This window comes from Massilia haematophila, from assembly GCF_042647645.1.
Taxonomy (GTDB): Bacteria; Pseudomonadota; Gammaproteobacteria; order Burkholderiales; family Burkholderiaceae_D; genus Telluria; species Telluria haematophila.
This window is the reverse complement of the sequence record NZ_JBHRVV010000001.1, coordinates 489,298-510,325: the sequence shown is the minus strand read 5'-3', so window position 1 is coordinate 510,325 and position 21,028 is coordinate 489,298. Positions and strand designations below refer to the sequence as shown.

Here is a 21,028-nt window from a genome sequence, read left to right as displayed (position 1 = left end):
GGCCTGGCTCGACCGCGAATGGACGCGCCGGTCGTGGCCGAGATCCGCGAAGTCGTGGAAGACGACGCGGATGGCGCCACCCGCATCGTCGACCTGCACGTCTGGCGCGTTGGCCGCGCGTCCTATGCCTATGCCCTGGGCGTGGTCACGAGCGACCCCACTCTCGGCGCTGGCCGGATCCGCGAGCGGCGCGCGGTGCATGATGAGATCGTGCATGCGACCATCGAGGTCCATCAGCGCGGATAAAGCCGCCGGCCCGCGCCGTGCGCCCAGGTGTACAGCGCCGGCAGGATCAACAGCGTCAGCGCCGTCGACGACAGGATGCCGCCGATGACCACCGTCGCCAGCGGCCTTTGCACCTCGGCCCCGGTGCTGGTCGCCAGCGCCATCGGCAGGAAGCCGAGCGAGGCCACCAGCGCCGTCATCAGGACCGCGCGCAGGCGCGCCTCGGCGCCTTCGCGCATGGCCTGCTCGGCCCCCATTCCCTGCTCGCGCAGCGCGCGCACGAAGGACATCATCACCAGCCCGTTGAGCACGGCCACGCCCGAGAGCGCGATGAAGCCGACCGCCGCCGAGATCGACAGCGGCAGGCCGCGCAGCCACAGGGCCAGCACGCCGCCGGTCATGGCGAAGGGGATGCCGCTGAACACCAGCAGCCCGTCCTTCAGGCTGTTGAACATCAGGTAGAGCAGCGCGAACACCAGGGCCAGCGCGGCCGGGATCACCAGCCCCAGGCGCTTGCTTGCCGCCTGCAGGTTCTCGAACTGTCCGCCCAGGCTCAGCCAGGTCCCGGCCGGCAGCTTCACCGCCGCCAGCTCGCGTTCCAGGTCGCCGACAAAGGAGCCGAGGTCGCGCCCGCGCACGTTGGCGGTGACCACCACGCGCCGCTTGCCGTTCTCGCGGCTGATCTGGTTCGCCTCCGGCACGAAGCGCAAGGTCGCGATTTCCGACAGCGGGATGCTGGCCGCGCGTCCGTCCACGGCCGGCAGGGCGATCGGCAGCTGGCGCAGGCTGTCGACGTCGTTGCGCAGGCCCTCGGGCAGGCGCACCGTGATCGCGAAGCGGCGGTCGCCCTCGAACACCATGCCGACGTCGCGCCCGCCGACCAGGGTGCCGAAGGCTTCCTGCACGTCGGCCACGTTCAGGCCGTAGCGCGCGGCCTTGATCCGGTCGACGTCCAGGGTCAGCGCCGGCAGGCCCTCCACCTGCTCGACCTTCACCTCCGCCGCACCCGCGACCTTGCCCAGCACGCGCGCGACCTGCTGGGCGGTGGCCATCATCGCTTCGGTGTCGTCGCCGAACACCTTGACCGCGACGTCGCTGCGCACGCCCGAGATCAGCTCGTTAAAGCGCAGCTGGATCGGCTGCGAGAACTCGTAGCTGTTGCCCGGGACGCGCCCGGCCGCCTCGGTGATCGCCTGCACCAGCTCGGCATGCGTTTTGCGCGGCTTCGGCCACGCGCTGCGCGGGCGCAGCATGATGTAGCTGTCGGCCGCGTTCGGCGGCATCGGGTCGGTCGCCACCTCGGAGGTGCCGACGCGGGCGAACATGCGCTCGATCTCGGGGAACTCCTTCAATAGCGCGGCTTCCAGGCGCTGCTGCATCGCCACCGACTGCGACAGGCTGGTGCCGGGGATACGCACGGTCAGCACCGCGATGTCGCCCTCGTCCAGGTTCGGCGCGAACTCCGTTCCCAGCCGGGTTGCGAGCAGGAGGCTCAGCAGCACGCTCAGCAAGGCAAAGCCGAGCGCCACCGGGCGGTTGCGCAGCACCCCGTCGAGCAGGCGCCGGTATCCGGCGCGCGCCCTGTCCATCAGCCGATTTTCGTGCTCCGGCACGGCTTTCGTGACGAACAGCGCCACCGCCGCCGGCACGAAGGTCACCGACAGGATCGTCGCCGCCGCCAGCGCCAGCACCACCGTGATCGCCATCGGGTGGAACATGCGGCCCTCGATGCCCGACAGCGCGAAGATCGGCAGGTAGACCGTCATGATGATCAGCTGGCCGAACAGCAGCGGCCGGCGCGCCTCGGCCGCCGCCAGCGCCACCTCGGCGAAGCGCTCCTCGCGCGTGAGCGAACGGCCGGCCGCGGCCTGGGCCAGCCCGAGGCGGCGGATGCAGTTCTCGACGATGACCACGGCGCCGTCGACGATGATGCCGAAGTCGAGCGCGCCCAGGCTCATCAGGTTGGCGCTGACCCCGGCCTCGACCATGCCGGTAAAGACCATCAGCATGCTCAAAGGGATCACCAGCGCCGTGATCAGGGCGGCGCGCAGGTTGCCGAGGAAGAGGAAGAGAATCGCCACCACCAGCAGCGCGCCCTCGACCAGGTTGGTGCGCACGGTGGCGATCGCCTTGTTGACCAGCACCGAGCGGTCGTAGACCGGCAGCGCCTGCACGCCGGGCGGCAGCGAACGGTTCACCTGCTCCAGCTTGCGGCGCGCGCTTTCCGCCACCGCGCGGCTGTTCTCGCCGATCAGCATGAAGACCGCGCCGAGCACGACTTCGCGGCCGTTCTCGGTGGCCGCGCCGGTGCGCAGCTCGCGCCCGAACTCGACGTCGGCGACGTCGCGCACCCGGACCGGGGCGCCGCCGGCCACGTCGAGCACGATGTTGCGGATCTCGTCCAGCGACTTCACCTGGCCGGGCGTGCGCACCACGAACTGCTCGCCGCCGCGCTCGATGTAGCCGGCGCCGGCGTTGGCGTTGTTGCGGTCGATCGCCTTGACCAGGACCTCCAGCGACAGGCCGTGCGCCGCCAGCCGGTCCATGTCAGGCGCCACCAGGTATTCCTTCAGGTAGCCGCCGATGGTGTTCACCTCGGTCACGCCCGGCACGCCGCGCAGCTGGGGCGCCACGATCCAGTCCTGGATCTCGCGCAGGTCCATCGGCGTGTAGGGCGTGCCGTCGGGCTTGCGTGCGCCCTCCTTCGCTTCCACGGTCCAGTAGAAGATTTCGCCCAGGCCGGTGGCGGTCGGCCCCATGGCCGGCTCCACGTTCGCGGGCAGCGCGGCGCGCGCGCCCTGCAGGCGTTCGCTCACCAGCTGGCGCGCGAACCAGATGTCGGTGCCGTCCTCGAACACCACGGTGACCTGGGACAGCCCGTACTTCGACAGCGAGCGGGTCTGCTCCAGGCCCGGCAGGCCGTTCATCACGGTCTCGATCGGGAAGGTGATGCGCTGCTCGACTTCGAGCGGCGAATAGCCCGGTGCGGCGGTGTTGACCTGCACCTGGACGTTGGTGATGTCGGGCACGGCGTCGATCGGCAGGCGTCCATAGCTGTAGACGCCCAGGCCGCCCAGGCAGAGCACGGCGAAGATCACCAGCCAGCGGCGGGCGATGACAAAGCCAATGAGTCGGTCGAACATGGCGGCTCCTTCAGTGCGCGTGCTCGGCTTCGCCCTTGCCGAGCTCCGCCTTCAAGAGGAATCCGCCGCTGCTCGCGTACGCCGTTCCGGCCTCCAGGCCTTTCAGGATCTCGGTGCGCTTGCCGTCCGTGCGTCCGGGCGTGACCTGCCGGGCCTGGAAGCCGTGTGCCGTGCGCACGAACACCACGCTGCGTTCGTGGACCAGCTGGATGGCGTCGCTCGCGACCGTCACCGGCACCTGGGCCTCCTCGCCCAGGATGTCGACCGTGGCCAGCATGCCGGGGCGCAGGCGCAGGCCGGGATTCGGCAGCGTCACCCTCGCCGTGGCCATGCGCGTGGCTTCGCCCAGCACCGGTCCGACAAACGAGACGCTGCCGGCCAGCTCGCCGGGCTGGGCCGCGATGCTGACCTGGGCCGGCATCCCCGGCATGACCTGGGCCAGGCTGGCGCCCGGCACCGCGGCCTCGATCCAGACCTGGGACAGGTCCGCCACCGTCAGCAACGACGCGGTCTCGGCGACCGCCTGGCCGGCGACGGCCGGCTTGTCCACCACCACGCCGTCGAAGGGAGCGCGTACGGCGACGCTGCTTGATACCCCGTCGTGCGCGGCGATGCCGAGGGCCGCGAGGCGCTGGGCCGCCGCGCCGGTGGCGATCTCGGCCTCCTTCAGCGCGGCCTGGGCGGCCTCCATGTCCTGGCGCGCCGAGATCCCCTGCTCCCACAGGCTGCGCTCGCGCTCGTAGACGCTGCGCGCCAGCGCCAGCCGCGAACGTGCGCCGGCATGGTCGGCGCGCCAACCGGCGACCGCCGGGCTGCGCACCACGGCCAGGGCCTGGCCCTTCTTCACCGCGCTGCCGACCGACACCGGCACCGACTCCACGATGCCCGGCGCCGGCGCGGCCAGCGCCACGCTGCGTTCGGCATTCACCTTGACCTGGGCCGGCAGGTGCAGGTGTTCGCGGATGCGCGCGGGCCCGGCCTGGTCGAGCGCGATGCCGTTGGCGCGCAGCTGGGCCGCGCTCATCGCGATGTCCTCGTCCTCGCCCGCCCCCGCCTGCGGTTCGGGGTGGCGGTCGTCGTGGCCGTGCGAATCCTGGTGGGCGGAGTGGTTGGCTCGGCCCTCTTTCTCCCCGCCTGCCGGCGCGGCCGGCTGGCGCCACAGCAGCAGCGCGGCAAGGATGGCGGCGATCGCGCACATCAGCGCAATCCAGATCATCTGTTTCCTGTTCATGGTCTTCTCAATCTTCTGTCTTGTTCGTCTGCTCGTTGTCGGTGGCGGCGCCGGCCAGGCGCGCAATGTCGGCATAGGCCTGCCAGGCGGCCAGCTGCGCATTCCACTGGCGGGCCTGGACCTGGGCCAGGGTGCGCTGGGCGTCGAGCACGTCCAGCAAGCCGAACTTGCCGTGTTCGAAACCCTTCAGGGTCAGCGCATGGCTGGACCTGGCGTCGGGAATCGCTTCCTCGCGCAGCAGCGCGGCTTCCTGGCTCGCGACCTGGAAGCGGACATGGGCGGCGCCGAGTTCCGCCGCCGCCGCGGTCTCGGCCGCGGCCAGCTCCTCGCGCGCCTTGTCGGTGCGGCGCAGGGCGGCGCCCAGGCGGCCGCTGTTGCGGTCGAACAGCGGCAGCGGCACCGACAGTCCGAGCACGGCCTGGCGCCGCCCGACCTCGTCCGCGCGCTGGCTGCCGACCGACAGCGTCACATCGGGAACCCGCGCCGCGCGCTCGACCTGGGCCTGGGCGTCCTGGGCGGCCAGGGCGGCGCGTGCGCGCCGCACCGGCGCCGCCTCGGCGGCCCTCGCCAACAGCACCGGCAAGGGCGCCAGCCGGGGCAGCGCCTCGTCCGACTGCGTCGCAAGTTCCAGCGCATCGCCCGGCCTGCCGACCAGGGCGCCGAGCCGGGTGCGGGCCAGGGCCAGTTCGGCGCCGGCCGTGTTCAGTTCGGTCCTGGCCTCCAGCGCCGCCAGGCGCGCGCGGGTGGCGTCGATCGGCGGCACCTTGCCGGCCGCCACCTGGCGCGCGGCGACGTCGACGCTGCGCTCGGCCAGCGCGGCGAGCTGGGACGCCAGCTCCTGGCGCTCGCGCGCCGCCAGCACGCCGTAGAAGGCGGCGATGACCTCGGCGCGCACCTCCTGGCGCAGGGCGGCCAGGTCGCTGCGCGCGAGCGCGGCCTCGCCCTCGGCCAGCGCGACCCTGGCGCGGCGCTTGCCGCCCAGTTCGATCGGCTGGTTGATCTGGATGGTGGTGGTCCTGGTGCCGGCCTGTTCGCCTTCGCGCAGGTATTCCAGGGTCGGGTTCGGATAGCGTCCCGCCTGGTCGATGGCGGCCTCGGATGCCGCCGCCTCGTGGCCGGCGGCGCGCAGGCGCGGCTGCGCCAGCGCGAGCCGGATCGCCGACTGCAGGTCGAGGGCCTGGGCTGTGCCGGCCGCCGCGCCGTGCAGGGGCGCAGCGGCTGAACTGCCGCCGAACGCCAATGCCGACACGACCAGCAGGACGGACAGCCGCCTGTGGTAAGTGCTCATGTTTGCTCCTGAATGAAATGTGGTTCAGGCGCGCAGGTGGGAAGCGGGCCGCGTCGGCCCGCAAACGGAAGGACTGCGCGCGCTAGTCAAGCGCGGCAGGCCATTTCGGACGTTCGGGACGCGCCAGCGGAGGCGGCGCCAGGATGGTGGATGGGGTTGCGACGGCGCCGGACTGGCGCTCGCTGCCCGGGAAAGCCGGCGCTTCGGAAGGAAGGCCGACGCTGTGCCCGAGGGTGCAGGCGGCGCAATGCGGATCGGCCAGCAGGGAGACGCCGTCGTCGACCACGAATGCCGGCTGGGCGGCAAACGCGTCCTGGCCGGCGGCGACGTGGTGGGTGACGCCGGCCGGCGTCGTCACGCAGCAGCGGTCGGCCACTGCCAGGGCAACCTGGAAGGGATAGACCACCAGCAGCATGATGAGGATCCAGCGGCGCATCGGTTCGTGATCGGAATCGGAAAGAAGCTTGTCGGGATGACAGCCAATCCCGCCATCATACCCGCTAAGGAAGCACTGATCTATTCTGGCGCAGGAATCGGACACGAAAAATGTGTCCGGCAAGGCGTAAACCGGAGCGATACCGGGGTATCGCGAGGATTTACAACGCAGCAGGACGCGTTTTCTCGTGGTCGAGGCCGCCGCCATGAATAAATCAGTGCTTCCCTAGCCCGAGCTGGCGATGTAGGGCGGGTAGCGGGCCGCATCCTGCAGATCCCGGCGCCAGGCGCGAAGATGCCATGCAGATAACGCTCGTTGCCACGACGCAACGCTAGAGGAAGGCCTCTTAATTTCCTCACGTAAATTCATCGACTTTCAATGCGCCGTTCGCTAAAGTCGCTGCCGCGCCTGGCGCACGACCTCGGTCGGCCGGCAATGACACACCGCTTCCTCCGCCGCCCGCGCGGCCGCGGGCACCTCCTGACGATTTTGACACCATGGTTTCCTACCCTATTTCCGGCAAAGCGGCGCGCGCTGCCCTGCGCGCGCGTCTGCCGGCCCTGTTGCTGGTCCTGGGCACGAGCGGCGCCGCCGCCGGCGACGCCACGCCGGGCTGGAAGCTGTCCGGCTTTGGCACCCTCGGCCTCGCCCATTCCAGCGAGCGCCATGCCGACTACAGCTCGTCGGCGATGAAGGCCAGCGGTGCCGGCCGTTCGAACGCATGGAGCCCCCAGGTCGACAGCAAGCTCGGGCTCCAGGCCGACCTGCGGCTCGCACCGCGCTGGTCGGCGGTGCTGCAGGTGGTGAGCGAACAACACCTCGACTACAGCTACCGGCCGCGGGTCGAATGGGCCAACATCAAGTACCAGGCCACGCCCGAGCTGGCGCTGCGCTTCGGCCGCATCGCGCTGCCGATGTTCGTCGCCGCCGACTACCGCAAGGTGGGCTACGCCTATCCCTGGGCGCGCACCCCGGTCGAAATCTACGGCGCGATTCCGCTGTCGAACAGCGACGGCGCCGACCTCACCTGGCGCTGGAACGGCGACGCCGTCCGCAGCACCACCCAGGTCTTTGCCGGCCACACCGACGTGCCGCTCTACGCCGGCGCGCGCCTGCGCGGCAGCGGCATCGCCGGCCTGTCGCAGACGATCGAGCGCGGCGACTTCAGCGTGCGCGCCTCCTTCATCACCACGCGCCTGACGATCACGCTGTTCCCCGAGCTGTTCGACGGCCTGCGCAGCTACGGCGCGCAGGGCAAGGCGCTTGCCGGCAGGCTGGCCGTGGAGCGCAAGCGCGCCACCGGCACCAGCATCGGCCTGAACTACGATCCGGGGCAATGGTTCGTGCTGGCCGAAGCCGGCCACTACGCCGTCGACGCCTACCTCGGCACCTCCGATTCGGCCTACGCGAGCGCCGGCTACCGCCACGGCGCGTTGACGCCCTACCTCGGCTATGCCCGCATCTGGGGCAAGCGGCCCGTTGGTCCGCACGCGCTGGCGCTGGACGGCCTGCCGCCGGCCTACGCCCAGGCCGGCGCCGTCCTGAACGCCAGCGTCGACACCATGCTGCGCGCGATTCCCTCGCAATCGACCGCGACCCTCGGCCTGCGCTGGGACGCCGGCCAGAACCTCGCCCTCAAGCTGCAGTACGACCGGGTGACGCCACGCGCCGGCTCGCGCGGCACGATGATGAACCTTGGACCGGGGTTCCGCTCCGGCCGCACGGCACAGGTCACCAGCGCCACGCTCGACGTCGTGTTCTGAGGCGGCCATGCCCATTTTCCGCATTTCCCGTCCACGGCTGCTCGCCGCCGCGCTGCTCGCCCTGGCCTGCACCGCATGCCAGGGCGCCGACCTGGTGGTGATCGTCTCCGCCCGCAGCGCCGTCGAGGCGCTCGCTCCGGCGCAGGTGGCCGCGATCTTCCTCGGCCAGAGCGCGCGCTTTCCCGGCGGCGCGATCGCCACCGCCGTCGACCAGCCGCTCGATTCCGAGGAACGCCGGCAGTTCTACCTGCGCGTCGCCGGCAAGACCCCGGCCCTGCTCAAGGCGCACTGGTCGAAGATGGTGTTCACCGGCCGCGGCCAGCCGCCGCGCGAACTGCAGGGCAACGCCGCCGTGCGCCGCGCCGTCGCCGAGGACCCCGAACTGATCGGCTATATCGAGCGCGATGCGCTCGACCCCAGCGTGCGCCCGGTGCTGCTGGTGCCATGAACGACGCCATGAACGACTCCATGAAGGACGCCATGAAGACAGCGGCCCCGTCGCCGGAAGCGCGCCCGGCACGCCGAAGCCGCCTGCTGCGCTGGCTCGGGCGCGGACTCGAGACCCACGTCGCCCTGCCCCTGTTCGCGCTGCTGCTGGTCGCCATCCTGTGGCCACTGACGCTGCAGTTCATCGACGCGGAACGGCGCGCCGCGGGCATCGCCGCCGAAGCCGCCACGCGCGAACGCCTCGACACCTACGAGGCGCAGATGGCGCGCAGCCTGAACGGCATCGACCAGACCCTGAAGGTGCTCAAGTACGCGGTCGAGCTGAAGGGCGCGCAGGGCGCCCTGCCGGCCCTGCGCGAACAGGGCCTGCTGCCGCCCGGCCTGGTGTTCGTGGTCGCGATCGCCGACAGCCGGGGGCGCGTGGTCGCGAGGAATCCCGACGACGGCGCGGCAGAAGGCGCGCTCGACGTCTCGAACGCCGCCTATTTCCTCTACCACCGCGACAACGACGACGGCCAGCCCTTCGTCGGCACGACCGTCGGCGACGCCGTCAAGCCTGCGCCGCACCTGCACTTCACGCGCCGCATCGACGACGACGCCGGCCGCTTCGCGGGCATCGCCATCGTCGAGGTCGAGCCGGACTATTTCACCAGCGCCTACGAGCATGCGCGCGACGGCGAGCACGGGCTGCTGGGCCTGGCCGGCACCGACGGCGTGATGCGCGCGCTGCGCATCGGCGACCAGGTCAGCTGGGGCCAGCGCATCGAGCTCGGCCAGGCGGGGCGGGACGCGGTCATGCTGCGCCGCGGCGCGCCCGACGGGCTGGCGCGCCATACCGGCGTGCGCCGCCTGCACGGCTTTCCGCTGGCGGTCGTGGTCGGCCTGGCGCGGGACGAACAGTTCGCGCCTTTCGAGCGCCAGCGCCGCAACCGGCTGCTGGGGGCAGCCGCGGCCAGCGCCCTGCTGCTGGCGGTGGCCGCGGTGGTCTCGGCGTGGTCCTGGCAACTGGCCAAGGCGCGCCGCCGCGCGCGCCGCGCCCAGGAAACCTACGCCGCCGCCTCCGAGGGCAGCCTGGATGCCTTCGTGGTGATGCGCAGCGTGCGCGACCTGCGCGGCGCGGTGCTCGACTTCGAGATCGAGGCCGCCAACTCGGCGACCGAAGCCATCTTCGGCATGGGCAACGAGGTGCTGTGCGGCCAGCGCCTGTGCGAGCTGCTGCCCCACTTCCGCAACAACGGCATCTTCGCGGACCTGGCGCTGGTGACGACCACCGGCCAGCCGCGCGAAGGCGAGTGGCAGGCGCACGCGCCGTCCGCCCAGGGCCGCTGGCTGCACCGCCAGGTCGTGGCGGTCGAGGACGGCGTGGTGGCGATCGTGCGCGACATCACCGAGCGCAAGCTGGCCGAGGAACGCATCTTCCACATGGCGCACCACGACGAGCTGACCGGCCTGCCGAACCGCAACCTGATGCACGACCGGATCGACCAGGCGATCAGGAAGGCCGCGCGCAACGGCGAAGGCGTCGCCCTCGCCTTTGTCGACCTCGACGGCTTCAAGCTGGTCAACGACGGCCTCGGCCACAAGGCCGGCGACGAACTGCTGAAGGTGGTCAGCCGCCGCATGGGCGCCTGCCTGCGCCGCAGCGACACCCTGGCGCGCTTCGGCGGCGACGAATTCGTCATCCTGCTGCCCGACCAGGGTACCGACCCGGCGGCGCTGGCGCCGCTGCTGGAGAAGATCCGGGTCGCCGTCACCGAGCCGGTGCAGGTGGCCGGCCAGGCGGTGCAGGTCAGCTGCAGCATGGGCGTGGTGATGTACCCGCGCGACGGGATGGACGCCAGCGCCCTCTTGATGAACGCCGACGCCGCGATGTACCGCGCCAAGGACCTGGGCAGCAACAATTTCCAGTTCTACGCGCGCGAGATGAACGCCAGCGTCGAGGAAAAACTGGTGCTGCTCGACGGCCTGCGCCAGGCGGTGCAGGCCACGCTCGGCGACGGCGGCGGCGCGGCCGACAATGGCTTCCACCTGCTGTACCAGCCGAAGGTCGACCTGAAGAGCGGCCGCATCTTCGGCGCCGAGGCGCTGATCCGCTGGCGCCATCCGGAACACGGCATGGTGCCGCCGCAGCGCTTCATCGCCCTGGCCGAGGAAAGCGGCCTGATCGTGCCGATCGGCGAGTGGGTGGTGCGCAGCGCCTGCCGCCAGGCCCAGGCCTGGCGCGAAGCCGGGCTGGGACCGATCGCGGTGTCGGTCAACGTCTCGGCGCGCCAGTTCGAGGAAGCGCGCCTGGCCGACCGGGTTGCCGCCGCGCTGGTCGATTCAGGCCTGCCGCCGGCGCTGTTGGAACTCGAAGTGACCGAAAGCCTGCTCATGCGCGACCTGCACAAGTCGGTCGCCACCATGCGCGAGCTGAAGGCGATGGGCGTGTCGCTGTCGATCGACGACTTCGGCACCGGCTACTCGAGCCTGTCGGCGCTGAAGAGTTTCCCGATCAGCCGCCTGAAGATCGACAAGAGCTTTGTGAGCGAACTGGCCGACAACCCGGACGACCAGGCGATCGCGCTGGCGGTGATCTCGCTCGGCCACAAGCTGAACCTGAAGGTGATCGCCGAAGGCGTCGAGACCGAGCAGCAGTGCCGGTTCCTGCGCGAGAACGCGTGCGACGAGATGCAGGGCTACCTGTTCAGCCGGCCGGTGCCGGCCGCCGACATCGCACGGATGGTTGCGCTGCACGTGCCGCAGCCGGGGTATTGCGGGAGCCTGGCGGTGGCGCCGGAACGGCAGGCGGCTGCCGTTCCGCTCGCCTTGCACGCCTGAACGGCGGGCATTCCCCCGGCTGGAATCGAACCGGAATACAAGCCGTAGGGTGGGCACCCTGTGCCCACGCGTTACGTGCGTATCGATGACTGGCGGCCGTGCCGCCGCTTTCCGGGAGCGTGCAAGATCCAGCCCGTCGATTCGACGTTCCTGGCCGGCTCAAAGCTGGCGAGCGACAGGTCGCCGCAGCGTACTCCGGAGCCACCCGTCACGCGTATCGATGATCCGCGGCCGTGCCGTCGCTTTCCGGCAGCGAGAAGGATCCAACCCGTTGATTCGACGTGTTTGGCCGGCGCACAGCTTGCGAGCGACAGGTCGCCGCAGCGTACCGCGGAAGCGTCCGTCACGCGTGGGCACGGGGTGCCCACCCTACGTCATACCGCGGGGCCTGCCAGCGAACGCAGGCGCTTTACCAGCGCCTCGGCATCCGCGTCGATCTGCATCAGGTCCACGTGCGCAGTGCGCACGAAGCCTTCCTGCTCCTGGTGGCGCGCAAAGGCCGCCAGGCCGTCGTAGAAGCCTTCGGTGTTCAACAGGCCGATCGGCTTGGCGTGGATGCCGAGCTGGGCCCAGGTCACCATCTCGAACAGTTCCTCCAGCGTGCCGAAGCCGCCCGGCATGGCGATGAAGCCCTCGGCCAGGTCGGCCATCATGGCTTTGCGCTCGTGCATGTCCTTGACCACGAACAGGCGCGTCAGGCCGGCGTGGCCGACCTCGCGCTCGACCAGGGCGCGCGGGATCACGCCGGTCGCTTCGCCGCCCAGGCGCAGCACTTCGTCGGCGATCACGCCCATCAGGCCGACCTTGCCGCCGCCGTAGACCAGGGCGATGTTGTGTTCGACCAGCGCCCGCGCCAAGAGGCGCGCCGCGTCGGCGTAGATGGGCTTGGCGCCGTTCGAGGCGCCGCAGTAGACGGCAATTGATTTCATATGTATTCCGATCGTAATTCAGCGCTTGAGCAAGGCGCGCCGCCGAAGACAGTGGGTAAGTACGGCGAGACGGCGCAACGCCGCCATGCGGGGTCGACTCAGGCGCTGGGGTCGCGGCCTTCTTCGGGAAGTTTTTTCAAGTATTCCTCGGCCAGCTTCTCGAACAGCAGCCGGGTGTCGCCGCGCAGGTAGGGGCCGAGCATCGACAGCACCTGGTAGCAGCCGCGCGCGAGCGCGTCGGCGATCGCCTGCTGCTCGCTGTACTTGCGCGGATTGCGCACGTATTCGTAGGACAGCCAGTAGGTGGCGACCACCACCATGTTGGTCGCCATCGCGCCGATCTGCTGGTCGCCGGCGTCGAGCGAGCCTTCGCTGCGCAGGTCTTCGCAGAGCTGGCGCGCGACCTTGATCTTGTGCGCGAGGATGGCCTTGAAGTGCAGTTCGAGCTTGCGATTGCGCGACAGCAGGTCGTTCAGGTCGCGGTAGAAGAAGCGGTAGCGCCAGATCAGCTCGAACATCAGGTGCAGGTAAAGCCACACGTCTTCCATGTTCGAGCGCCGTCCCGCCGGCACAGTGAGGATACGCTCGATCTCGGCCTCGAACTGGACGAAGATCGAGTTGACGATGTCGTCCTTGTTGCGGAAGTGGTAGTACAGGTTGCCGGGCGAGATATTCATCTCCTCGGCAATGACGGTGGTCGTGATGTTCGGCTCGCCGAACTCGTTGAACAGCCTGAGCGAGAGCTCGAGGATGCGTTCACGGGTGCGACGTGGAGCTTTTTGTAGCATGGAAGGCGGTCTTTATGGTGTCACCCGCAAGCATAACATCGAACGCCACCCCGGCGACACTGCCGGCCCGGGCCGGTCACGCCGCATCGCCGCCCGCCGCGCGTGGCCTGGTCCGGCTTGCCGCCTTCTTCGCCGCCGGCTTTTTCGGCGTCGCCTTCGGCCTGGCGACGCTGAGCTCGGCCAGCATGCGTTCCAGTTCGTCGATGCGGTGGTTCAGCGCCTCGATCTCGCTGCGTGCCGGCACGTCGATCGCGGCCAGGGCGCGCGCCACGCGTTCCTCGAACACCTGTTCCAGCTTGCCCCAGGTGCCGGACGAGCGGCGGCTCGCACGCTCGGCCTTGCGCGCCACCGTGTCGGTCGCGTCCTCGACCTTGCGCGCGCGCTTCTGCAGTTCGGTGCCGTCGCGCACCAGGCGCGTGAATTCGCGCCCGCCTTCCTGCTGGGCCTTGGCAAACGCGCCCAGGCCCGCCTGCCAGATCTGCTGCGCCGAGCTGCGCACCGCGCGCGCCAGTGCTTCCTCTTCCTGCTCCAGGTCCTCGATCTTCTTGTTCATTGCTTCCTCGTTTCCGTGTCCCCCTATTCTAGGAGCGCACGCTAGAAAGCGGATTCTAAACGCCGGTGCGCGTGCGCTGCAGCGCGACCGCTTCCCGTAGCGCCGCCATCAGGACGTCGCCACGCCAGGGCTTGGCATGGAAGCGGTGGGCGGCGCCGCTGCGCAGCGCCGCGGCGATCTCGGCCTCGTCCTCCTGGCCCGACAGCAGGATGCGCACCGTGTCCGGGTACAGGCGCTGTACCTGCGCCAGCAGCGCCGCGCCGTGCATGCCCGGCATGAAATGGTCGCTCACGACCAGCGCCACCGGCGTGCGCGCGAGGATCGCCAGCGCCTGTTCGCCCGAGGACGCGGCCAGCACGCGCCAGCCCTGCTGCTCGACCAGGTCGGCCAGTACGTCGAGCATGAAGGCGTCGTCGTCGACCAGCAGCACGGCCGGCGCGGGCTCGGGAGCGGGCGCGGCCGGCGCCAGGAAGGCCTCGACCTCGTCGGCGAAGCTGGCGGGTTCGAACGGCAGCGCGATGTAGCCGTCGGCGCCGGCGCCGAGCAAGGCGTCGCGCCGGGCGCTGTCGGCGCGCTCGACCAGGACGACCAGCAGCACGTGCGGCGCCGTGCCCCCGCCTTCGCGTCCGCTTTCCGCCAGCCAGGCGCCGGCGTGGCGGGCGGCGCACAGCACCAGGTCGGGCGGCACGGGGTCGTGCGCGCCGGTGGCGACCGTGTGGCCGCGTTCGCGCAGCAGGCGCGTTATGGCGGCGAAGGCGCCGGGATCGTCGTCGATGATGTGGATGCGTGCCGCCACCTGGGCTCCGGGGGTTGTCGTTACTGGCCGTAACAGGACTGCGTATTATGCCTGTTGCGGATCGCCGGCGGTAAGCGCGGCCAGCTCGCCGACGACGGCATCCAGCACGCGCGCGTCCAGGCCCAGCGCGACGTGGCCGACGCCGCCGAAGGCGATGTTGCGCGCGCCCGGCAAGTGGCTCGAGGTCTGGGGCGAGACGATGTTGTCGTGGTGCGAAAAGATCGAGGTGACCAGGGCCCGCTGTTCCGGCCCCTCGCTGTCGGCCAGCGCGCGCAGCCAGGCGCTGGCGGCCTCGCCGCGGCGTGCCATCTGGCGCGCGTTCACGCCCAGGCCGAAACGCGCCAGCCCGGTGCCGAAATGCGGCGTGCCGAGCGTCAGCAGGCGCGCCAGCCGTGCCGTGCCGTGCTTGCGCATCCAGGCGCGCGCCACCAGGCCGCCCATGCTGTGCGCCACGATCGCCACCCGCCCGGCGCCGGTGGCCGCGCGCAGCTCCTCGACCGCGCGCTCGACCAGCGGCACGTAGCCGTCGATGTCGCCGGCCAGCGGCAGCAGGTCGACGGTCGCATGGCTGATGCGCTCGCGCTCCAGGCGCTGGCCGAACCGGGCCCAGTAGCCGCCGTTGCAGCCGTAGCCGTGCACCAGCAGGACCGGCACCGCGCGCGCATCCGGATGGACGCGCAGGCAGGAGGTGGCGCGCGGCATGAACCAGGAGGTGGCGAGCATGCTGGCGCGGAACTCGGCGCCCAGCATGCGCAGGAAGGCGCCGGGCTTCACGCGGTACTCGGCCGGCGTCGGACTGGCGAAGATGGCGCTGAGCAGGAAGTTGTTCATGTTGATCAGGAGGCGCACCAGCACCACGCTGCCCAGGCCCAGCGCCGCCGCCTGCCAGGGCGCCGCCCCGCCCCAGCGCCAGCTGGCCAGGGCGATCGCCAGCGCGGCCAGCGCCTGGACCAGCAGCACCAGCCGGGTCATCTGCCGCGCGCTCATCGTCTCATCCCCAGCGTGTCGGCCGGGCGTGTCAGCCCGGCAGGCGCGGCGCCGGCCGCCCTGTCAGTTCCAGCGCCAGGCCGCTGGCCAGGCGCGCGCTCATGCCGTAGATCGACAGCTGCGGGTTGGCGCCGATGGAAGTCGGGAACAGCGAGCCGTCGTGCACCGACAGGTTGGCGATGCCGCGGTAGCGGCCGTCGGGCGTGGTCACGCCCAGGCGCTCGTCGCCCGACATGGTGCAGCCGCCCATCACGTGGGCCGAGGCCACGCGCGTCAGGTGCAGCCGCTGCGGCAGTGCGGCGATCTCGCGCTTCGCCTCGGCCCAGCTGGCGTAGACGCGCGCGCTCTCGTGCGCCGGACGCACGCCGGCGGCGCCGGCGGCGAACTGGATCTCGGCCATGGTGAGCAGCGCGCGCCGCGCGCCGTCCCACAGGAAGCCGTTCAGCGGGTAGTCGAGCACGGCGGCGCCGTCCTTGAGCTGGACCGTGCCGCCCGGCGAGTCGGCGTGGAAGCCGTCGCGCAGCAGCGCCAGCATGCCCTGGATGTGCGGGAACTGACGCATCATGGCGGCGTGATCCTGGCCGAAGCCGTTCATGGTGGTCGACAGCAGCACCGGGTGCAGCGGCGGCGCTTCGAGCTTGTAGCCGATCGGGCCGTCGATCGGCGCGGTGTGCAGGAAGTGGTCGGAATACACGGTCTGCGGCGCGCCGGCCCAGGCGTCCACCCGCTGCGGGAAGATGCCGGCCGAGATCAGGGTGGGATGCAGGAAGGTGCGCTTGCCGAGCAGGCCCCGGGGATCGGGCGCGTTCGAGCGCATCAGCAGCGCCGGCGAATTGATGGCGCCGCCGGCGACGACGAAATGCTTCGCGCGCAGGCGGAGCAGGCGGCCGCTGGGCGCCACGCCATCGGCCTGCAGGGCGGTGCACAGCAGCTCGTCGGCGCGCTCGCCCTGGAACACGAAGCGTTCGGCGCGGGCGCGCGTGACCAGCACCGCGCCATGGTCGAGGGCCGAGGGAATGGTGGTGACCAGCATCGACTGCTTGGCGTTGGTCGGGCAGCCCATGCCGCAATAGCCGAGGTTCCAGCAGCCGCGCACGTTGCGGCGGATGTAGCCGGACGGGATCCCGAGCTTGTCGGCGCCGCGCTTGAGCAGGTCGTTGTTCTCGTTCGGCGCCGCCTGCCAGTCGCCCACGTTCAGGCGGCCTTCCATCACGGCGAACCAGCGCGACATGGTTTCGATGTCGTAGCCGGCCAGCGCGAAGTTGGTGCGCCAGTAGTCGAGCGTGGCCGTGGGCGTGCGGAAGCTCGAGGTCCAGTTGACGGTGGTCGAGCCGCCCACGGTGCGGCCCTGCAGGATCTTGACGCCCTTGTCGAGCGTCTGGCGCGCGGCCGATTCCTGGTAGAGCGCAGGGTAGGCGTCGGCCTCGCGCATCTTGAAGTCGCTCGAGGAACGCAGCGCGCCCTCCTCCACGATCAGCACCTTCAGGCCCGCCAGCGCCAGGATCTCGGCCGTCACGCCGCCGCCGGCGCCGCTGCCGACGATGACGACGTCGGCCTCCAGCGTGCGGTCCGTTTCCAGCGCCGCGGCGTCGACGATGTGCCAGCCGCGCGCGGTGCCCTCCCTGACCGGGTCGGGGATGATGCCGGCGCCGGCGTGCATGGTTTGTTCTTTCATGGCCGGTTCCTCAGGACAGTTCTCTCAAAGGGCCGGGATAGCCGATCGCGGCCCAGCTGGCCGGCTGGGCATACCAGGCGCCCAGCACCAGGTCGTGCAGCGCCGAGTAGGCGGTGCGCAGCAGGGCGAAACGATGGGTGCGCCAGTCCTGCAGGAAGGCCGCGACCTCGCTCTCGCGGGCCTCGCTCCAGCCGCCGGAAATGCCGGTCAGCAGGCGCCGCGCAGGCGCCAGCGCGAGCAGCCCGAACAGGTCCTGCACTTCCTGCTGCACGGCCAGCGGCAGGTTGGCGATGGCGGCGTGCACGCCCTCGATGCTGGCGGCGAGCGCGGACGTGCGTTCGGCCGCACTGGCCGGATCGGCCGGCAAGGCGCCGGCCAGGATCGCGGGCACGATGGCGCCCAGCGCCGCGCGGGCCTCGCCGTCGAGCACGAAGCGCTGCGGGCTGGGCGCCTGGCTGGCGCGGTAGATGCCGCCGCCGGCGGCCAGGACGAGCGCGGCCAGTGCGCCCGCCTTCAGGAAGGATCTGCGGCTAGTCTCCATCGTTACATCCTTGTTGTTATTTTCCTAGTGTACGACAAAGCAAGGAAGGCAAGACGCCCGGGCACTAGAGGGCGTCGTCGAAAAGATGGCATGGATGGCAACGACGCAAATACCGTTTGCATCGGAGGCTCGGGATGCAAATATTATTTGCATGACAACAGGCGTGATTGGACGCATGCGCGGCGCACACGCGGCGTGATCGCCAAACCATCGCACATGCACATGGCACACCGTCTGAACAATCAGACAAGCGGCGCAGGTTCGCCTTCTCAGCAGCGTCCGGCCCTTGTACCATACGCGCATTCAGCTCGACCACGAAAGACGCACATGACCATGACCACCCTCTCCCGCGCCATTAGCCTGGCCCTCTTCGCCGCCGCCTGCGCCCTGCCGGCCCACGCCGACAGCACCTCTTCCGCCGCCTCGAGCGCGGGCTCGGCGTCCTCGGCCAGCATTTCCGATTCGATCGGTGCGTCGAGCAACAGCTCGAGCGGCGACGACCGCGTGGCCGCCGGCGACTACCGCGTCATCGACATCGCCCAGGCGCCGGCCAAGCCCGACACGACCCGCATGACCCTGCGCGCCACCGCCGCCGGCCCGACCCGCGAGTTCTACCTCGACGTGCCGAACCGCGCGCTGGCCGAACGCCGCGTGAACGCGGGCGAACTGGTGCGCGTCAACGAGCGCGTCTACGGCTACGAATTCGCCCACGCCGACGACGGGCGTCCCTTCTTCCTGGCCCTGCAGGACGACTGGTACCGCGAACTGGGCTCGCATAAAGTCGCGATCTGATGTTCCTGCGCGCCGCGGCCGCCGCGCTTGGCCTGTGCGCTGCCGGCAGTGCCTGGGCCGGCCTGCCCACCTTCTGCGAGCGGCCGCGCGAAGTCACCGCGGCCGACCAGGACCGCGTGCTGCGCTTCGCCGGCGCGGTGAAGTCCGAGCTCGAACGCTCGGGCCAGCGGGTTGCCCTGGTCGCGCGCGCCGGCGTCGACCTGTCCCGTTTCGGCCTGCTGTACTCGCACGCCGGCATCGCCGTGAAGGACAGCCCCGGCGGCGTCTGGGCGGTACGCCAGCTGTATTACGCCTGCGACGAATCGCGTCCGCGCCTGTTCGACCAGGGCGTGGCCGGCTTTGCGCTGGGCGCCGATGCGCCCGAGCGCGGCCACATCGCGCTGCTGTTCCTGCCCGATGAAAAAAGCGCGCCGCTGGCCCGGGCGGCGCTGGACAAGCCGCTGGCGCTGTCGCTGCTGGCCGGCCAGTACAGCGCCAACGCCTATGCCTTCGGCACCCGCTACCAGAACTGCAACGGCTGGGTGGCCGAACTGCTGGCCGGCGCCTGGGGTGCCCTCGGCGCCCACGCAAGCGCCGGTGCGGAGACGCGCAAGGCGGCCCAGGACTGGCTGCGCGCCCAGGGCTACACGGCCGGTCCGGTCAGGATTCCTTCCCACCTGCTGATGTTCGCCGGCCAGTTCGTGCCGCTGGTGCACCTGAACGACCACCCGGTCGAGGACCTGCATGCGCTTGCCCTGCACGTGAGCGTGCCGGACGCGATCGCCGACTTCGTGCGCCGCGAGGCGCCGGCAACGCAGCGCGTGGAACTGTGCCACGACCGCGAGCGCATCGTCGTGCGGCGGGGATGGGAGCCGCTGGGCGCGGACTGCAGGCCGGCGCCGGGCGACGAGGTGATCGCGCTCGATCGATAAACCTGGCCGCCCCGCCATGAGCCTGGGGCGGCATGGATTCCCTAGCGGCGGATCAGGTAGCGGATCGTCGGGCCGTCCTGCTCGATCTCCAGCACTTCGTAACCGTGGTTGCGGGCGTCGAGTGGAATATTGTTGATCGACTGCGGGCAATCCGACACCACCTCGAGGATCTCGCCCGGCTGCAGCTGGGGCAAGGCCTCCAGCGTGGCGATCGCCGGATACGGGCAGGGCTCGCCCATCATGTCGAGGCGGTAGGTGGGCGTGTAGACAGGCTTGTTCATGCGGTTTCCTTTGCCAGTGCGGGTCGTTGATCCGCTTGTTGGTTTGCTTCCTGCTGCGCTTGCTTGCGCGCGAAGAAGCGCTTTTCCCACCAGAGCACGGCCAGCATCGACAGCGCCAGCCCGGCGTAGGTGGCCATCAGGCCGCCCTGGGGTCCCAGGCGCGCCAGCAGGTTGACCTTCTCGAAGTCGTCGACGAGGAAGGGCGTCAGGTCTTCCCACCAGGCCGCAAGCAGGGTCGCGCCGACGATGTTGCCCAGCCCCACCCACCAGTAATGCACCTGGCCCTCGACCGCGCGGTACATCCAGCCGGTCTCGCAGCCGCCGGCCAGGACGATGCCGAAGCCGAACAGCAGGCCGCCGATGACGGCGTTCGGGCCCGCCCACAGGATCTTCGGCGCCACGCCCAGCTGGACGTAGCTGTAGATGCCGATGGTGCTGACGGCCATGCCGACGATGATCGCTTTCGCCATCTGGGTGCGTCCGGTCAGCCAGAGATCGCGGAAGGCCGAGGTGAAGCAGACCTGGGCGCGCTCGATGATCAGCCCGAAGCCGACGCCGAACAGCGCCGCGATGCCCAGCTTCGGCGCGTCGAAGGTCAGGGCCAGGGCCCAGCATACGAAGGCGACGAAGATCAGCATGCCCAGCCGGAAGCGGCGCCGCGCCTGGCCTTCCTGCTGACGCAGGGGCTGGACGGCATGCACGCGCTGCAGCTTCACCGGCACGCGAAATACCGGCAGCATGCTGAAGCGGGCGCCGAACCAGGACCCGGCCGCGGTGGCCAGCGCGAAGAACCAGGCGTGCAGGGAGAACTGGGGGATGCCCGTGAAGAAGGCGGCCAGGTTGCAACCCATCGCCATGCGCGCGCCGAAGCCGGCGATGATCCCGCCGAGCACGGCCTGGAAGATGCGCACCCGGTGCTGCGGCATGCGCAGCTTGATGTTGTTTGCCCAGAGCGCGGCCGACAGGCAGCCGGCGAACATCCCGAGGATCATCACGCCGTCGACGCGGTCGAGCGGCGTGCCCTGCAGGCCAATGACCTTGAAATAGGCCCAGGTCTCCGGGTGCATGCCGGCGAACTGCAGCAGATGGCCGCCCCAGCGCGTGAATTCGCCGGTCACGGCCCAGAAGGTGCCGGTGATGCCGAAGTAATAGGTGGAGAGGATGCCCGCGGCGATCACCGCCGAGAACGGCGACCAGAAGCGGACCAGGTATTGTTGTTTGAAATTTTGCCAATGCATGTGCAACGGACTCCTTGCTGAACGAGCCGGGCATGCGGCGCCTGCCGCGCCCCGGCGAGGGGCGACAGCATACCGCCCACGGCATTCAACATCCAGAGGCCAACGCCATTAAGCACAAAAAATATGTGCAACTGGCAACAAATCCGCCGCCCGATCAGCGCTTGAGGTCGAGGACCCTGGTGAG

19 protein-coding genes are annotated in these 21,028 nt (G+C 70.4%); 6 read left to right on the top strand and 13 right to left on the bottom strand.

The genetic code is table 11. The features are described 5' to 3' along the window. Positions 1–18 precede the first annotated feature (18 nt). Positions 19–246 (top strand): hypothetical protein, encoded by a 228-nt coding sequence (locus tag ACFOPH_RS02195; RefSeq protein WP_379733182.1) that lies wholly within the window; start codon positions 19–21, stop codon positions 244–246. On the opposite strand, the gene ACFOPH_RS02190 is transcribed toward ACFOPH_RS02195, so the two are convergent. The 4 genes from ACFOPH_RS02190 to ACFOPH_RS02175 form a co-directional block, all read right to left on the bottom strand. Continuing rightward, positions 234–3,368, bottom strand: coding sequence for an efflux RND transporter permease subunit (locus ACFOPH_RS02190; RefSeq protein ID WP_379733180.1), 3,135 nt, complete (start codon positions 3,366–3,368; stop codon positions 234–236). The two genes, ACFOPH_RS02195 and ACFOPH_RS02190, sit on opposite strands and share 13 nt — an antisense overlap. A gap of 10 nt (positions 3,369–3,378) precedes the next feature. Further along, a complete protein-coding gene (locus ACFOPH_RS02185) occupies positions 3,379–4,599 on the bottom strand; it encodes an efflux RND transporter periplasmic adaptor subunit (RefSeq protein WP_379733178.1) in 1,221 nt (406 codons plus the stop codon). A gap of 7 nt (positions 4,600–4,606) precedes the next feature. Then, entirely contained in the window at positions 4,607–5,887 is a 1,281-nt protein-coding gene (locus ACFOPH_RS02180) for a TolC family protein (RefSeq protein ID WP_379733176.1), read from the bottom strand. Between the two features lie 82 nt (positions 5,888–5,969). Then, positions 5,970–6,323 carry a hypothetical protein gene (locus tag ACFOPH_RS02175; RefSeq protein WP_379733174.1) on the bottom strand — a complete coding sequence of 118 codons (354 nt, stop codon included), beginning with the start codon at positions 6,321–6,323 and terminating at the stop codon, positions 5,970–5,972. A gap of 497 nt (positions 6,324–6,820) precedes the next feature. On the opposite strand from ACFOPH_RS02175, the gene ACFOPH_RS02170 reads away from it, so the two are divergent. From ACFOPH_RS02170 to ACFOPH_RS02160, 3 genes are read left to right on the top strand one after another with little or no spacing between them, the layout of a single operon-like run. Continuing rightward, entirely contained in the window at positions 6,821–8,086 is a 1,266-nt protein-coding gene (locus tag ACFOPH_RS02170) for a hypothetical protein (protein WP_379733172.1), read from the top strand. A 7-nt stretch (positions 8,087–8,093) separates the two neighbouring features. Then, entirely contained in the window at positions 8,094–8,534 is a 441-nt protein-coding gene (locus tag ACFOPH_RS02165; RefSeq protein WP_379733170.1) for a phosphate ABC transporter substrate-binding protein, read from the top strand. A gap of 8 nt (positions 8,535–8,542) precedes the next feature. Next, on the top strand, positions 8,543–11,353 hold the full coding sequence (locus tag ACFOPH_RS02160; protein ID WP_379733168.1) for a bifunctional diguanylate cyclase/phosphodiesterase: 2,811 nt from the start codon (positions 8,543–8,545) through the stop codon (positions 11,351–11,353). A 374-nt stretch (positions 11,354–11,727) separates the two neighbouring features. On the opposite strand, the gene ACFOPH_RS02155 is transcribed toward ACFOPH_RS02160, so the two are convergent. The 7 genes from ACFOPH_RS02155 to ACFOPH_RS02125 form a co-directional block, all read right to left on the bottom strand. Continuing rightward, the gene (locus ACFOPH_RS02155; RefSeq protein ID WP_312553643.1) at positions 11,728–12,282 is read right to left on the bottom strand and encodes an LOG family protein; all 555 of its coding nucleotides are present in this window, start codon (positions 12,280–12,282) and stop codon (positions 11,728–11,730) included. A gap of 98 nt (positions 12,283–12,380) precedes the next feature. After that, positions 12,381–13,070 carry a TetR/AcrR family transcriptional regulator gene (locus ACFOPH_RS02150; protein WP_312553640.1) on the bottom strand — a complete coding sequence of 230 codons (690 nt, stop codon included), beginning with the start codon at positions 13,068–13,070 and terminating at the stop codon, positions 12,381–12,383. Positions 13,071–13,146: 76 nt separating this feature from the next. Continuing rightward, complete coding sequence (locus ACFOPH_RS02145; protein ID WP_312553638.1) at positions 13,147–13,623, bottom strand: phasin family protein; 477 nt, start codon at positions 13,621–13,623, stop codon at positions 13,147–13,149. A gap of 55 nt (positions 13,624–13,678) precedes the next feature. Then, a complete protein-coding gene (locus tag ACFOPH_RS02140) occupies positions 13,679–14,419 on the bottom strand; it encodes a response regulator (protein ID WP_379733166.1) in 741 nt (246 codons plus the stop codon). A 45-nt stretch (positions 14,420–14,464) separates the two neighbouring features. Beyond that, positions 14,465–15,406 (bottom strand): esterase/lipase family protein, encoded by a 942-nt coding sequence (locus ACFOPH_RS02135; RefSeq protein WP_379733164.1) that lies wholly within the window; start codon positions 15,404–15,406, stop codon positions 14,465–14,467. Positions 15,407–15,437: 31 nt separating this feature from the next. Continuing rightward, positions 15,438–17,081, bottom strand: coding sequence for a GMC family oxidoreductase N-terminal domain-containing protein (locus ACFOPH_RS02130; RefSeq protein WP_379733162.1), 1,644 nt, complete (start codon positions 17,079–17,081; stop codon positions 15,438–15,440). Between the two features lie 10 nt (positions 17,082–17,091). Further along, positions 17,092–17,622 (bottom strand): twin-arginine translocation signal domain-containing protein, encoded by a 531-nt coding sequence (locus ACFOPH_RS02125; protein WP_379733160.1) that lies wholly within the window; start codon positions 17,620–17,622, stop codon positions 17,092–17,094. Positions 17,623–17,955: 333 nt separating this feature from the next. Here ACFOPH_RS02125 and ACFOPH_RS02120 point away from each other — a divergent pair, with 333 nt between their 5' ends. Both ACFOPH_RS02120 and ACFOPH_RS02115 read left to right on the top strand, forming a co-directional pair. Then, positions 17,956–18,414: a hypothetical protein gene (locus ACFOPH_RS02120; protein ID WP_312552789.1), complete on the top strand. Its 459-nt coding sequence runs from the start codon at positions 17,956–17,958 to the stop codon at positions 18,412–18,414. Beyond that, a complete protein-coding gene (locus ACFOPH_RS02115; protein WP_379733158.1) occupies positions 18,414–19,325 on the top strand; it encodes a DUF2145 domain-containing protein in 912 nt (303 codons plus the stop codon). The genes ACFOPH_RS02120 and ACFOPH_RS02115 overlap by 1 nt, the downstream gene beginning before the upstream one ends. Before the next feature lie 41 nt (positions 19,326–19,366). Here ACFOPH_RS02115 and yedF read toward each other — a convergent pair whose 3' ends face one another. Both yedF and yedE read right to left on the bottom strand, forming a co-directional pair. Further along, complete coding sequence (gene yedF, locus ACFOPH_RS02110; RefSeq protein ID WP_312552785.1) at positions 19,367–19,606, bottom strand: sulfurtransferase-like selenium metabolism protein YedF; 240 nt, start codon at positions 19,604–19,606, stop codon at positions 19,367–19,369. Then, complete coding sequence (gene yedE, locus ACFOPH_RS02105; protein WP_312552783.1) at positions 19,603–20,844, bottom strand: selenium metabolism membrane protein YedE/FdhT; 1,242 nt, start codon at positions 20,842–20,844, stop codon at positions 19,603–19,605. Before yedE ends, yedF begins: the two co-directional genes overlap by 4 nt. Between the last annotated feature and the right edge of the window lie 184 nt (positions 20,845–21,028).